The following is a 14,401-nucleotide window of genomic DNA, read 5'->3' as shown; positions in this document are numbered from 1 at the left end:
AGCACGCCGCATGAGGAAACCAACGCGGCTGAGAACCATGGTTGTCGGTGCCGTACTGGGGCTGATCGCGGCGCTGGCCGGACCGGTGGGGAGTGCGCATGGCGACGGGGCTGGCACGGTGGGGAACATCACCGGATTCACGGCAGAGGGGCCGGTGTACCGGATACGGGCCGGGGACGCGGAGGCCCGGGTCTCGTTCGTCGGTGCGGAGACGTTCCGGCTGGAGCTGGCGCCGGACGGGGCGTATGCCGATCCCACCGGGAAGGACATCGTGCTGCCGCAGGGCGCCCCGCCGCGCACCCGGTGGCGGGAGAAGGGCGACCGGTACGAACTGAGCACCGCCCAGGTGACCTTGCGGGTGTACAAGAAGCCGCTGAGGTTCGCCCTGTACCGGGCCGACGGCAGCCGGGTGTGGGCCGAAAGCAAGGGGCTGAGCTGGGACAAGGAGCAGACCACCCAGACGCTGGCGCGGGGCGCCCGCGAGCAGTTCTACGGGGCGGGGATGCAGAACGGGCGGGGCAACACCTCGCACCGGGGCAAGACCGTCGAGGTCGGGGTGGACTACAACTGGGACGACGGAGGGCACCCCAACTCGGTGCCGTTCTACCTCTCCTCGGCCGGGTACGGCGTCTACCGCAACACCTATGCACCGGGCACCTATCGCTTCGAGGACCCGGTGACGACGACCGAGAAGGAACGGCGGTTCGACGCCTACTACTTCGCGGGCCGGACGATGAAAGATGTCATCGGGCAGTACACGCGGCTGACCGGCAAGCCCTTCCTGCCGCCGCTGTACGGCCTGGAGATCGGCGACTCGGACTGCTATCTGCACAACAAGAACCGGGGGGAACGGCACACCCTGGACGCGCTCAAGGTCGCCGACGGGTATGTGGAACATGACATGCCGGGCGGCTGGATGCTGGTCAACGACGGTTATGGGTGCGGGTACGAGAACCTGGGAGAGGCCAGGCAAGGGCTGGCCCGGGACAAGATGGCGATGGGGCTGTGGACCGAGGACGGTCTGTCCAAGCTCGGCGAACAGGTCAGGGCGGGCCAGCGGATCGCCAAGCTGGATGTGGCCTGGGTCGGGGACGGGTACAAGTTCGCGCTGGACGGCTGCAAGGCCGCGTACCGGGGCATCGAGGACAACAGTGATGCCCGGGGCTTCACTTGGGCGCCGGAGAGCTGGTCGGGTGCCCAGCGCTGTGGGGTGCAGTGGTCCGGCGATCAGAAGGGGTCATGGGAGTACATCCGCTGGCAGATTCCGACCTATGCGGGCGCGACCATGTCCGGTCTGGCCTACACCACGGGTGATGTGGACGGCATCTTCGGCGGCAGTCCCAAGACCTATGTGCGGGACCTGCAGTGGAAGACCTTTCTGCCCGCGGTGATGACCATGGACGGCTGGGCGCCCAGCGACAAGCAGCCCTACCGGTACGGCGATCCCTACACCTCGATCAACCGGAAGTATCTGAAGCTGAAGGAATCGCTGCTGCCGTATATGTACACCTATGCGGCGGAGGCCACCCGCACCGGGGTGGGGCCGGTACGGCCGCTGGCGCTGGAGTACCCGGACGATCCCAGGGCGGCGACCGACGCGGCGAAGTACGAGTTCCTGAGCGGGAGTTACTTCCTGGTGGCACCGGTGTACCAGGACACGGACGTCCGGGACGGCATCTATCTGCCCAAGGGCACCTGGACCGACTACTGGACGGGCCGTACCTACCACGGGCCGACCACGGTGAACGGCTATCACGCCCCGCTGGACACCCTGCCGCTGTTTGTGAAGGGTGGTGCCAATATCCCCATGTGGCCGGGTATCCGGTCGTACCGGGACCACACCGCGGACTCCCCGCTGGCCTGGGACGTCTATCCGCAGGGACGTTCCTCCTTCACCCTGTACGAGGATGACGGGGTGACCCGGGAGCACCGGGCGGGTGCCTCCGCGCGGCAGACCCTGACCACCTGGGCACCACGGGCCGGCGGCCCGGTCCTTCTTCAAGTGGGCGCCGCCCATGGGCACTTCAAGGGGCAGCAGATGGCGCGCCCTTATCAGTTCACGGTGCACAGCGGCCACGCCCCGCACCTGGCGGCGCTCGACGGCCGCGCGCTGCCGCATCTGGCGACGCGGGACTCCTTCGACCGGGCCGCGCAGGGCTGGTGGTACGACCCCGCGGACCGGGGCGGGATCGTCCATGTGAAGACCGCGAGCCGCAGCACGCAGCGGGCGTTCACGGTGGCGCTGGGGTAGGGGCCGGCGGCGCGCCCGTGGTCATGTCGCGGGCGCGCCTGGCCCCACGGTCCGGGCCAGCCGCCGTGCCCCCTCGCGCAGGCGCTGTTCGCCCAACTCCGGCAGCAGGGCCGCGATATGGTCCGCGGCCAGGCCGGCGAGCAGGGTGTGGGCGGTGTGCTGCGGGTCGGGCGTGCCGGCCAGCAGGATCGTCAGATGGTGGTGCCAGAAGCGGTAGGAGCCGATGCGGTAGCGCGCGCCCGGAACCGCGGTTTCCGACATCCGGACCAGGTCCAGACAGGCCAGCAGATGGTCCAGATAGGCGTCGAGGAACGCCTCGATGCGGTCGGCGGGCGCCGCGCCGGGGCCCAGCGGGGGCGGCCCGGACAGGATCGCCTCCTGCAAGGCGCGCTCACGGGCGTCCAACAGGGCCGCGGCCAGGCCGGACTTGTCGCCGAAGCGGCGGAAGAGGGTGCCCTTGCCGACGCCCGCGGCGGCCGCCACCTGGTCCATGGAGACGTGCTGGACGCCGTGTTCGGCGAACAGCCGGGCCGCCGCGTCCAGCACGGCGGCCCGGTTGCGGGCGGCGTCGGCGCGCTCCTTGGGGGGCGGAGTGCGCAGCAGTTCCAGGGGCATTGTGGAATCGGACTGCGGTCCGTTACTCTTCTCGGGCACAAGCGGACTATAGTCCAATTCCCTGAGGAGGGGATGCGCATGACCGCACTCATCACCCGTGCGGAGCTGAAGGCGGCGATCGAGGCGGGCACGGTGACCGTGGTGGACGCGCTCGGCGGCGAGTACCACGCCCAGCAGCATCTGCCGGGCGCCATCGCCCTGGTACGCGACGACGTCGACGGCCGGGCCCCGGTGCTGCTGCCGGACCGGGACGCCGCGATCGTCACCTACTGCTCCAACCCGGCCTGCCCCAACAGCGGACAGGTCGCCGACCGGCTCACCGCCCTCGGCTACACCAATGTCCGCAAGTACCGCGAGGGCATTGAGGACTGGGTGGCTGCGGGCCTGCCCGTCGAGTCCGCCTGACGGCAGCGGAAGAGGGCGCCGCAGGGATGGTGCGGCGCCCTCGGTCAGCTGTCGCCCTCCGGCGGAGCCTCGTCCCCGTCCGGCTCCGGAGGCTGGGGCTTTGGCTTGGCCGGACGGGTCCGGCCGCTGGTGGTGTCCCGCAGATGCGAGGCATCGGGGACACCGGGCTCGGCCGCCAGGCCGCCGGGGGACGGCGGCGCCTGCCCGTCACGGCGGCGCAGATAGCGCTCGAACTCGCGGGCAATGGCCTCACCGGAGGCCTCCGGGAGGTCGGCGGTGTCCCGGGCCTGCTCCAACGACTGGACATACTCGGCGACTTCGCTGTCCTCCGCCGCCAGCTGGTCCACACCGCGCTGCCAGGCACGGCTGTCCTCGGGCAGATCGCCCTGCGGTATGCGCAGGTCGATCAGGTCCTCCAGGCGGTTGAGGAGGGCCAGGGTGGCCTTGGGATTGGGCGGCTGGGAGACATAGTGCGGAACGGCCGCCCACAGGCTCGCCGCCGGGACGCCGGCATGGGCGCAGGCCTCCTGCAGAATGCCCACGATGCCGGTGGGGCCCTCGTAGCGGGACTCGTCCAGGTCCATGGTGCGCGCCAGATCGGGATCGGAGGTGACCGCGCTGATCGGCACCGGCCGGGTGTGCGGGGTGTCACCCAGCAGCGAGCCCAGGATCACCACCAGCTCCACCCCCAGCTCATGGGCGAAGCCCAGGATCTCGTTGCAGAACGACCGCCAGCGCATGCTGGGTTCGATGCCACGGACCAGGACCAGATCCCGGCTGCCGCTGCCGCCGGTGCGCACCACGGACAGCCGGGTGGTAGGCCATGTGATCTTGCGGACGCCGCCGTCCAGCCAGATCGTGGGCCGGTTGACCTGGAAGTCGTAGTAGTCCTCCGCGTCCAGCGCGGCGAAAACCTCTCCCTTGAACTCCCGGTCCAGGTGCGCGACCGCGCTGGAGGCGGCGTCACCGGCGTCGTTCCAGCCCTCGAAGGCACAGATCATGACCGGGTCGATCAGCTCGGGAACCCCCTCAAGCTCGATCACCCAGCGCCTCCTTCCGGCCGGGGAGCACTGATCCGTACCACCGCCGGCTGCCGTTTGTGCAGTTGCCTTGCGTGTCCCAAGCCTACGGCTTCCGCGAGGGGCGTTCGCAGTCCCTGGACGGGATGCTCGTCACCTCCGGCCCGGGCCGGGAGCTCACCCACGCCTGCCCCAACCCTCGCGATACGCACGCCAGTCGGCGTCGGTGGCGGCGAAGTCCACATACAGGCCAAGGCCGAAGTGCTCTCGGTGCCGGTCCTGGCGGGTGAGGCCGAGCCGGGCGCCGCGCACCGCCGCGGCGGCGGTCTCGGCATGGCCCTGGTGGCCCAGGTCCTCGGTATGGAAGAACGGCAGGCCCATCAGCAGGTCCACATCCCTGGGCGCGGCCCGCAGAGCCAGCGTGGTCTGGTGGGCCACATAGCCGCCGTACAGGCTCTCCCACGGCATGGCGGTGTCATAGGACATCACCGCGATCTGGTCGCTGCGCCGGGCCACCTTGCCGAAATAGTCCTGGGACCACCACTTGGGGCTGCCCAGCAGCCCGGAGGCGGAGTGCATCGCGGGCAGCGGGTCTATCTGCTGGGCGGCGACCGAGAGCACCCCGCCGCCGGAGCGCACCACCGGCCGCAGCTCGTCCAGCAGGGCCAGGAAGCCACGGTCGCCGTCGCGCACCGGCTCCACATCGAGGTGTACGCCCTGGAAGCCGGCCGCCAGCACCTGCCGGGCGCTGGCCGTCACCCGGTAACGGGTGACCGGATCGTCCAGCCGCAGCCCCCCGTGCCCGCCGCGCACCACCACATCGCCCAGCCAGGCCTGCACCCGCACGCCCGGCAGCTCCCGGTGGACGGCGTCCAGCAGCCACTTGGCCCGGGGGTAGTCGGAGGCGGGCAGGGTGCCGTCGTGCTCCAGCGGGCCGGAGTGCACATACAGATCGCGCACCCCGGTGCCGGCGATGCGCCGCTTGAGGCGGGCCAGGTCGGCGTCGGTGCGCCGGCCGTCCACCCAGGCATGGCCCAGCCAGAGCGCGTCCCGGCCGCGGGTGACCGCGTCCGGTGCCGGCGACCCGGCGTAGGAGGCACGCAGCGCGCTGGCCGCGGCCGCCACCGGCAGCACCGTCAGCAGCACCAGGGCGAGGACGGTCCGCCGCACCGTGCGCCTGCTCGGTCGGCGGCGGAGGAGGGCCGGCCAGTTCATCTGTTCCCTTTCGTCTGCTGACTGGGACGGGACGGCGGCCCGGACGGTTGCCCGGCCGGTACGCCCGGGCCCGAACGCCCCGAGGGGAGGGACGCGGTGTGCGTCCCTCCCCTCGGTCCGGCCGGCGGACGGGGTGTCAGCCCTCGTTGTTCAGCAGCCCCTTGACCCGGGTGCGGACATCCTCGGTGTCCAGACCACGGATGGTCAGGGTGGTGCGGCGGCGCAGCACATCGTCCACGGTCTGCGCCCACTCGTGGTCGCGGGCGTAGACGACCTGGGCCCAGATCTCCGGGCCGTCGGGGTGGATGCGCTCGCCCAGCTCCGGGTTCTCGTTGACCAGGCGGGCGATGTCGAAGGACAGCGAGCCGTAGTGGGTGGCCAGGTGACGGGCGGTCAGCGGGTCCATCCGGGTGCCGGGCTCGCGGTCCACCAGCAGGCGGTGGGCCACCGCGTTGGGGTTGGCCACACCCGGCAGCGGCACCCGGCGCACCAGGTCGGAGACGGGCTCCATGTCCTCGGTCAGCGGGCTGCCGGGCACCTGGGCCAGCTTCTTCATCACGGTGCGGCCGATGTGGCGGTAGGTGGTCCACTTGCCGCCGGCCACCGAGAGCATGCCGCCCTTGCCCTCGCTGACCACCGTCTCGCGCTTGGCCTGGGCCACATCGCCCGGGCCGCCGGGCAGCACCCGCAGACCGGCGAAGGCATAGGTCATCAGGGAGCGGTCCAGGTCGGCGTCCTGGATGGAGAACGCGGCCTCGTCCAGGATCTGCTGGATGTCGGCCTCGGTGGCGCTGACGTCCGCCGGGTCGCCCTCGTACTGGGTGTCGGTGGTGCCGAGGAGGAGCTGGTCCTCCCAGGGCAGCGCGAAGGTGATGCGGTACTTGTCGATCGGGGTGGCCATGGCGGCCTTCCACGGCGACTTGCGCTTCATCACGATGTGCGCGCCCTTGGACAGGCGGATGGAGGGGGCGGCGCCCTTGTCCTCCATCGTGCGCAGGTGGTCCACCCACGGGCCGGTGGCGTTGAGCACCACCCGGGCGTCGACGCCGAACTCGGTACCGTCCATGCGGTCCTTGAGCTCGGCACCGGTGACCTTGCCATGGGTGAAGCGCAGGCCGGTGACCTCGGCGTGGTTGAGGACCACCGCGCCGGACTCCACGGCGGCGCGGACGGTCATCACCGCCACCCGGGAGTCGTTCATCTGGTGGTCGTAGTAGACCGCCACGGCCTTGAGGTTGTCGGTGCGCAGACCGGGGTTGTCGGCCTTGGCCCGGGCCGGGGAGATCACCTTGCCCACGCCATCGCCGAAGGCGGACAGCGCGGAGTAGGCGAACACACCGGCGCCCAGCTTGGCGGCGCCCACCGGGCCGCCCTTGTAGACCGGCAGGTAGAAGGTGAGCGGGTTGACCAGGTGCGGGGCCACGTCCTTGGCCAGCACCCGGCGCTCGTGGTGGTTCTCCGCCACCAGCTTGACCGCGCCGGTCTGCAGGTAGCGCAGACCGCCGTGGACCAGCTTGGAGGAGGCGGAGGAGGTGGCGCCGGCGAAGTCACCGGCGTCCACCATCGCGACCCGCAGCCCGGACTGCGCGGCATGCCAGGCCACCGAGGTGCCCAGGATGCCGCCACCGATCACCAGGAGGTCGTACGTCGCCTTGGACAGCCGTTCCCGGGTCTCGGCGCGGCCCGGATTGGCACCGGCAGCCGGGTGCGTTCCCAGGGTCGGAACGCTCTGCGGGGTAGTCATGATTGCTCCTCGTCAGCTCTCGTCGTCGATCCAGCCCATGGTCCGCTCGACGGCCTTGAGCCAGTTCTTGTACTCGCGGTCCCGGGTGTCGGAGTCCATCCGGGGGGTCCACTCGGCGGCCCGGCGCCAGTTGGCGCGCAGCGCGTCGGTGTCCGGCCAGAAGCCGACGGCCAGGCCGGCGGCGTAGGCGGCGCCGAGGCAGGTGGTCTCGGCGACCATCGGGCGCACCACGGGGGCGTCCAGGAAGTCCGAGAGGGTCTGCATCAGCAAGTTGTTGGAGGTCATGCCGCCGTCGACCTTGAGCGCGGTCAGCTCGACGCCGGAGTCCTTGGTCATGGCGTCGGTGATCTCGCGGGTCTGCCAGGCGGTGGCCTCGAGCACGGCGCGGGCGATGTGCGCCTTGGTGACATAGCGGGTCAGGCCCGCGATCACACCGCGCGCGTCGGAGCGCCAGTAGGGGGCGAACAGGCCGGAGAAGGCCGGGACGAAGTAGGCGCCGCCGTTGTCCTCGACGGAGCTGGCCAGCGTCTCGATCTCGGCCGCGCTGTTGATCAGGCCCATCTGGTCGCGCATCCACTGCACCAGGGAACCGGTGACGGCGATCGAGCCCTCGAGGGCGTAGACCGGCTTCTGGTCGCCGATGCGGTAACCGACCGTGGTGAGCAGGCCGTTGTAGGACTGGACGGGCTCGTCGCCGGTGTTCATCAGCATGAACGTGCCGGTGCCGTAGGTGGACTTGGCCTCGCCCTGTTCGAAACAGGTCTGGCCGAACAGGGCCGCCTGCTGGTCGCCCAGCGCGGAGGCGACCGGGACGCCCGCCAGGGCGCCGCCCTTGGCGGTGCCGTAGACCTCGGCGGAGGAACGGATCTCCGGCAGCACGGTGGCCGGAATCTCCATGGAGGACAGGATGCGCTCGTCCCAGGCCAGGGTGCGCAGGTTCATCAGCATGGTGCGCGAGGCGTTGGTGACGTCGGTGACATGGACGCCGCCGTCAACCCCACCGGTGAGGTTCCAGATGACCCAGGAGTCCATGGTGCCGAAGAGGATGTCGCCGCGCTCGGCGCGCTCGCGCAGGCCCTCGACGTTGTCCAGCAGCCAGCGGACCTTGGGGCCGGAGAAGTAGGAGGCCAGCGGCAGGCCGGTCTCGCGGCGGAAGCGGTCCTGGCCCACATTGCGGCCGAGCTCCTTGCAGAGCGCGTCGGTGCGGGTGTCCTGCCAGACGATGGCGTTGTGGACGGGCTCACCGGTGTTCTTGTCCCAGAGCAGTGTGGTCTCGCGCTGGTTGGTGATGCCGATGGCCTTGACGTCGGCGGCGGTGATGCCGGCCTTCTCGACGGCGCCCGCGACGACCTGCTGGACGTTGGTCCAGATCTCCTTGGCGTCGTGCTCGACCCAGCCCGGCTTGGGGAAGATCTGCTCGTGCTCCTTCTGGTCGACGGAGACGATGCGGCCGTCGCGGTCGAAGACGATGCAGCGGGAGGAGGTGGTGCCCTGGTCGATCGCCGCGATGAACGGGCCGTGGCCGTGGGTGGTGGTCATATCGGTGTCTGCTCCTGAAGTCTGTGGGTCTCGGCTGGGCGTCAGAATGCGAGCTTGTGGATGCCGGCGGCAAGGGCCGCGCCGGCCAGCGGGCCGACGACCGGGATCCAGGCGTAACGCCAGTCCGAGCCGCCCTTGTTGGGCAGCGGCAGCAGCGCGTGGACGATGCGCGGGCCGAGGTCACGCGCGGGGTTGATGGCGTAGCCGGTGGGGCCGCCGAGCGAGAGGCCGATGCCGACCACGGCCAGGGCCACCATCAGGGTGCCGGTGCCACTGGTGGCCAGGCCCTTGGTCAGGCCCATGGTGAGGATGAACAGCACCAGCACGGCGGTGGCGATGATCTCGGTGACCAGGTTCTGCACCGCGTTGCGGACCTCGGGGCCGGTGGAGAAGATGCCCAGCACCGGGCCGGCCTGCGGCTCGGCGGTCTGGTCGACCATGCCCTCGTGGGGGTTGAGGCTCTCGACGATCTCCGGATCGGTGAGGTGGGCCTGGAACTGGCCGTAGTAGGCGAGCCACACCAGGGTGGCGCCGATCATCGCGCCCAGCAGCTGGGAGCCGATGTAGAGCGGCACATCGCTCCACTTGACCGCACCGTCGATGGCGAGACCGAGGGTGACCGCCGGGTTGAGGTGCGCACCGGACTTGGTGCCGATGTACGCGCCGGCCAGGACGGCGAAGCCCCACCCGAAGGTGATGGCGAGCCAGCCCGCGTTCTGCGCCTTGGAACGCTTCAGAGTGACGGCGGCACAGACACCGCCGCCGAGCAGAATCAATACGGCGGTACCAATGGTCTCGCCGGTGAAGATGTCGGAGCTGGACACCCGCGACTCCTTTGTCCTTCGTCCAGGGGAAGGCGAACCCCGGGTCCCTCCGGTGGTCCGCGCCCTCGAGTGAGGGCGGTGTTCGGTCCCGTGGCACTGCACACCTTAGCGAATATTGTCGGTAGATGTTCGACAATGCCGACCGATGACCGGCAGTTTTCTGCACGGTTAAGGGCACGTCAAGGGCTGTGTGACCGGAAACTCTCGGACAACTGGCTGGAAATCTACGTTCGGATACCAGCCGGTAACGAGGGGATCTCGGGCGGCCGTTTATGACCGCCCGGAACCACCCAAAGAGGGTCAGAACCGGCCGGCGCCCAGATCGCGGGAAACCGCGCGGGCGCAGTCCCGCACCGAGGCAACCAGCTGGGCCCGCAGTTCGCCTTCCTCGCAGACCCGCTCCACCGCGCCGGTGATGCCCACCGCGCCCACCGGCATCCGCCGCCGGTCGTGGATGGGCGCGGCGATGGAGGCCAGGCCGGCCCAGGTCTCCTCGATGTCCGCCGCCCAGCCGCGGGCCCGGATCAGGTCCAGCACGCCCTCCAGCTCGGGCAGGCCGGTCACGGTGCGGTCGGTGAACGCCTCCCGGGCCGTGTCGGCCAGCTCGCTGTGCGCCACCGGGTCATAGGCGCACAGCACCTTGCCCAGGGCGGTGCTGTGCAGCGGCTGCATGGCGCCCACCTCCAGCACCTGGCGGCTGTCGTCGGGGCGGAAGACATGGTGGATGACCAGCACGCCCTGCTGGTGCAGCACGCCCAGGTAGACGCTCTCACCGCTGGAGCGGGCCAGATCGTCCGCCCACACCAGGGCGCGCGCCCGCAACTCGTGCACATCCAGATAGCTGTTGCCCAGGCGCAGCAGTTCGGCGCCCAGCTGGTAACGGCCGGAGGCCGGGTCCTGCTCGACGAACCCCTCCTGTTGCAGGGTGCGCAGGATGCCGTGCGCGGTCCCCTTGGCGAGCCCCAGCGCGGAAGCCACATCGGACAGGCCGAGCCGCCGCTCGCCGCCCGCGAGCAGCCGCAGCATCGCGGCGGCGCGTTCGAGCGACTGGATGGTCCGTGCCATCGAGCAACCTCCTCCATATGCCGTTCGGCATTGCTGAACAGTATCGGCCGATGTCGACCAAGAGGTAGCTCACCGGACGTAGCAATGATCGCGGACTGTCACCGGGCACCCCCAAGGCCCCCTGCTTTCCGCGAGGGCTACGGCTAGGCTTGCGGCGTGCGCCTTCTCCAGCGAGGGCGCAAAGCCGACAGCCGTCGCAACCACGGGAGCACATCCATGGCCTCTCTGCAGCCATCGACCGTCCGTACCCCCCGGCCCGCGCAACTGCGCGAGGCCCTCGCCACCCGAGTGGTGGTGGCCGACGGGGCGATGGGAACGATGCTCCAGGCGCAGGATCCGAGCCTTGACGACTTTCAGCAGCTCGAGGGCTGCAACGAGATCCTCAACGTCACCCGGCCGGACATCGTTCGCTCGGTGCACGAGGCCTACTTCGCGGTGGGCGTGGACTGTGTGGAGACCAACACCTTCGGCGCCAACCACGCGGCCCTGGGCGAGTACGAGGTCGCCCACCGCATCCATGAACTCTCCGAGGCCGGCGCCCGGATCGCCCGGGAGACCGCCGACGAGTTCACCGCCCGCGACGGCCGCACCCGTTGGGTGCTGGGCTCCATCGGCCCCGGCACCAAGCTGCCCACCCTGGGCCACGCCCCGTACACCGTGCTGCGCGACGCCTACCAGCAGAACGCCGAGGGCCTGGTGACCGGCGGCGCGGACGCGCTGCTGGTGGAGACCACCCAGGACCTGCTGCAGACCAAGGCCGCGGTGATCGGCGCCCGCACGGCGATGAACGCGCTGGGCGTGGACCTGCCGCTGCTGGTGCAGGTGACCGTGGAGACCACCGGCACCATGCTGCTGGGCTCCGAGATCGGCGCCGCGCTCACCGCGCTGGAGCCGCTGGGCATCGACATGATCGGCCTCAACTGCGCCACCGGGCCCGCCGAGATGAGCGAGCATCTGCGCTATCTCTCCCGGCACGCCCGCACCCGGGTCTCGGCCATGCCCAATGCCGGCCTGCCGGTCCTGGGCAAGGACGGCGCCCACTACCCGCTCACCCCGGGCGAACTGGCCGACGCCCATGAGACCTTCGTCCGCGAGTACGGGCTGTCGCTGGTCGGCGGCTGCTGCGGCACCACCCCCGAGCATCTGCGTCAAGTCGTGGAGCGGGTACGGGAGATGACGCCCGCCGAGCGCAGCCCGCGCCCCGAGCCGGGGGCGGCCTCGCTCTACCAGACCGTGCCCTTCCGTCAGGACACCTCCTATCTGGCCATCGGCGAGCGCACCAACGCCAATGGCTCCAAGAAGTTCCGCGAGGCCATGCTGGAGGGCCGCTGGGACGACTGTGTGGAGCTGGCCCGGGAGCAGATCCGTGAGGGCGCCCACCTGCTGGACCTGTGCGTGGACTATGTCGGCCGGGACGGCGTGGCCGACATGGCCGAGATCGCCGGGCGGTTCGCCACCGCCTCCACCCTGCCCATCGTGCTGGACTCCACCGAACCGGCCGTCATCCAGGCCGGGTTGGAGAAGCTGGGCGGCCGGGCCGTGATCAACTCGGTCAACTACGAGGACGGCGACGGCCCCGACTCCCGGTTCGCCCGCATCACCCGGCTGGCGGTGGAGCACGGCGCCGCGCTGATCGCGCTGACCATCGACGAGCAGGGCCAGGCCCGCACCGTGGAGAAGAAGGTGGAGATCGCCGAGCGGCTGATCGCCGACCTCACCGGCAACTGGGGGGTGCATGAGTCGGACATCCTCATCGACTGCCTCACCTTCACCATCTGCACCGGCCAGGAGGAGTCCCGCAAGGACGGCATCGCCACCATCGAGGCCATCCGCGAACTCAAGCGCCGCCACCCCGAGGTGCAGACCACCCTCGGCCTGTCCAATATCTCCTTCGGCCTCAACCCGGCTGCCCGGATCGTGCTCAACTCGGTCTTCCTGGATGAATGCGTCAAGGCCGGCCTGGACTCGGCGATTGTGCACGCCGCCAAGATCCTGCCCATCGCGCGGCTGGACGAGGAGCAGGTGCGCACCGCCCTGGACCTGATCCACGACCGGCGCCGCGAGGGCTATGACCCGCTGCAGCGGCTGCTGGAGCTGTTCGAGGGCGTGGACACCAAGTCCATGAAGGCCGGCAAGGCCGAGGAACTGGCCGCGCTGCCGCTGGAGGAGCGGCTGCGGCAGCGGATCGTCGACGGCGAGAAGAACGGCCTGGAGGCCGACCTGGACCAGGCCCTGACCGAGCGGCCCGCCCTGGACATCGTCAATGACACCCTGCTGGAAGGCATGAAGGTGGTCGGCGAGCTCTTCGGCTCCGGCCAGATGCAGCTGCCCTTCGTCCTGCAGTCCGCCGAGGTGATGAAGAACGCGGTGGCCTATCTGGAACCGCACATGGAGAAGTCGGACGCCGAGGGCAAGGGCACCATAGTCCTGGCCACGGTGCGCGGCGACGTCCATGACATCGGCAAGAACCTGGTCGACATCATCCTCTCCAACAACGGCTACAACGTGGTCAATCTGGGCATCAAGCAGCCCGTCTCGGCCATCCTGGAAGCGGCCGAGGAACACCGCGCCGATGTGATCGGGATGTCCGGGCTGCTGGTCAAGTCCACCGTGATCATGAAGGAGAACCTGGAGGAGCTCAACCAGCGCAAGCTGGCCGCCAGTTACCCGGTGATCCTCGGCGGAGCCGCCCTCACCCGGGCCTATGTGGAGCAGGACCTGCACGAGATCTACGAGGGCGAAGTCCGCTACGCCCGGGACGCGTTCGAGGGCCTGCGGCTGATGGACGCGCTGATCGCGGTCAAGCGCGGCGTCCCCGGCGCCAGCCTGCCGGAGCTCAAGCAGCGCCGGGTACGGGCCGCCACGGCCCTGGTCGAGGAGCCGGCGCCGCAGGAGGGGGCGGTGCGCTCGGATGTCGCCGTGGACAACCCGGTGCCCACCCCGCCGTTCTGGGGCACCCGGGTGGTCAAGGGCATCCCGCTGCGCGACTACGCCTCCTGGCTGGACGAGGGCGCGCTGTTCAAGGGCCAGTGGGGGCTGAAGCAGGCGCGCGGCGGACTGGACTACGAGGAACTGGTGGCGAGCGAGGGACGGCCCCGGCTGCGCGGCTGGCTGGACCGGCTGCACACCGAGAACCTGCTGGAAGCCGCCGTGGTCTATGGCTACTTCCCCTGCTACTCCAAGGGCGACGACCTGATCCTGCTGCACGAGGACGGCACCGAGCGCACCCGCTTCACCTTCCCCCGCCAGCGGCGCGGCCGCCGGCTGTGCCTGGCCGACTTCTTCCGGCCGGAGGAGTCGGGGGAGCGGGATGTGGTCGGACTCCAGGTGGTCACCGTGGGCTCCCGGATCGGCGAGGCCACCGCCGAGCTGTTCCAGGCCGACGCCTATCGCGACTACCTCGAACTGCACGGCCTGTCGGTGCAGCTGGCGGAGGCGCTGGCGGAGTTCTGGCACGCCCGGGTCCGCGCCGAGCTGGGCTTCGGTGGCGAGGACCCGGCGGACGTGGAGGACATGTTCGCGCTGAAGTACCGCGGCGCCCGGTTCTCGCTGGGCTATGGCGCCTGCCCGGACCTGGAGGACCGGGCGAAGATCGCCGAACTGCTGGAGCCGGAGCGGATCGGGGTCCAGCTGTCCGAGGAGTTCCAGCTGCACCCCGAGCAGTCCACGGACGCCATCGTGATCCACCACCCGGAGGCGAAGTACTTCAACGCGCGCTAGGTGT

Annotated in this window: 9 protein-coding genes and 1 pseudogene; 3 read left to right on the top strand and 7 right to left on the bottom strand. The window is 70.2% G+C overall.

Annotation, left to right across the window (positions count from 1 at the left end):
• Positions 1–10 precede the first annotated feature (10 nt).
• Positions 11–2,245: pseudogene (locus ACIHFE_RS22870) on the top strand (TIM-barrel domain-containing protein); the annotation flags it as partial.
• A gap of 27 nt (positions 2,246–2,272) precedes the next feature.
• Here the strand turns inward: ACIHFE_RS22870 and ACIHFE_RS22865 are convergent.
• Positions 2,273–2,905, bottom strand: a complete 633-nt coding sequence (locus tag ACIHFE_RS22865) for a TetR/AcrR family transcriptional regulator (RefSeq protein WP_400109066.1) — start codon at positions 2,903–2,905, stop codon at positions 2,273–2,275.
• A 39-nt stretch (positions 2,906–2,944) separates the two neighbouring features.
• On the opposite strand from ACIHFE_RS22865, the gene ACIHFE_RS22860 reads away from it, so the two are divergent.
• Complete coding sequence (locus tag ACIHFE_RS22860) at positions 2,945–3,271, top strand: rhodanese-like domain-containing protein (protein WP_400109064.1); 327 nt, start codon at positions 2,945–2,947, stop codon at positions 3,269–3,271.
• Positions 3,272–3,315: 44 nt separating this feature from the next.
• On the opposite strand, the gene ACIHFE_RS22855 is transcribed toward ACIHFE_RS22860, so the two are convergent.
• From ACIHFE_RS22855 to ACIHFE_RS22830, 6 genes are all read right to left on the bottom strand, one after another.
• Complete coding sequence (locus ACIHFE_RS22855) at positions 3,316–4,314, bottom strand: PAC2 family protein (RefSeq protein ID WP_400109062.1); 999 nt, start codon at positions 4,312–4,314, stop codon at positions 3,316–3,318.
• Positions 4,315–4,467: 153 nt separating this feature from the next.
• Positions 4,468–5,505 carry a hypothetical protein gene (locus tag ACIHFE_RS22850; protein ID WP_400109061.1) on the bottom strand — a complete coding sequence of 346 codons (1,038 nt, stop codon included), beginning with the start codon at positions 5,503–5,505 and terminating at the stop codon, positions 4,468–4,470.
• Positions 5,506–5,641: 136 nt separating this feature from the next.
• Entirely contained in the window at positions 5,642–7,249 is a 1,608-nt protein-coding gene (locus ACIHFE_RS22845; protein WP_400109059.1) for an FAD-dependent oxidoreductase, read from the bottom strand.
• A gap of 12 nt (positions 7,250–7,261) precedes the next feature.
• Positions 7,262–8,788 carry a glycerol kinase GlpK gene (glpK, locus tag ACIHFE_RS22840; protein ID WP_400109057.1) on the bottom strand — a complete coding sequence of 509 codons (1,527 nt, stop codon included), beginning with the start codon at positions 8,786–8,788 and terminating at the stop codon, positions 7,262–7,264.
• Between the two features lie 41 nt (positions 8,789–8,829).
• Positions 8,830–9,612, bottom strand: coding sequence for an MIP/aquaporin family protein (locus ACIHFE_RS22835; protein WP_400109055.1), 783 nt, complete (start codon positions 9,610–9,612; stop codon positions 8,830–8,832).
• Positions 9,613–9,912: 300 nt separating this feature from the next.
• A complete protein-coding gene (locus ACIHFE_RS22830) occupies positions 9,913–10,677 on the bottom strand; it encodes an IclR family transcriptional regulator (protein WP_400109054.1) in 765 nt (254 codons plus the stop codon).
• 216 nt (positions 10,678–10,893) lie between these two features.
• Between ACIHFE_RS22830 and metH the strand changes: the two genes are divergently transcribed.
• Complete coding sequence (metH, locus tag ACIHFE_RS22825; RefSeq protein WP_400109052.1) at positions 10,894–14,397, top strand: methionine synthase; 3,504 nt, start codon at positions 10,894–10,896, stop codon at positions 14,395–14,397.
• Positions 14,398–14,401: the final 4 nt, after the last annotated feature.

It is taken from the genome of Streptomyces sp. NPDC052396 (assembly GCF_044593195.1).
Classification (GTDB): Bacteria; Actinomycetota; Actinomycetes; order Streptomycetales; family Streptomycetaceae; genus Streptomyces.
Note: the sequence above shows the minus strand (reverse complement) of the source record. Positions and strands in the feature narration are given on the sequence as shown.

Bases quoted from the DNA above. Each gene is read 5' to 3' on its own strand.
- ACIHFE_RS22845 (WP_400109059.1), bottom strand. From the start codon at position 7,249: ATGACTACCCCGCAGAGCGTTCCGACCCTGGGAACGCACCCGGCTGCC.
- ACIHFE_RS22860 (WP_400109064.1), top strand. From the start codon at position 2,945: ATGACCGCACTCATCACCCGTGCGGAGCTGAAGGCGGCGATCGAGGCG.
- ACIHFE_RS22850 (WP_400109061.1), bottom strand. From the start codon at position 5,505: ATGAACTGGCCGGCCCTCCTCCGCCGCCGACCGAGCAGGCGCACGGTG.
- metH (WP_400109052.1), top strand. From the start codon at position 10,894: ATGGCCTCTCTGCAGCCATCGACCGTCCGTACCCCCCGGCCCGCGCAA.
- glpK (WP_400109057.1), bottom strand. From the start codon at position 8,788: ATGACCACCACCCACGGCCACGGCCCGTTCATCGCGGCGATCGACCAG.
- ACIHFE_RS22830 (WP_400109054.1), bottom strand. From the start codon at position 10,677: ATGGCACGGACCATCCAGTCGCTCGAACGCGCCGCCGCGATGCTGCGG.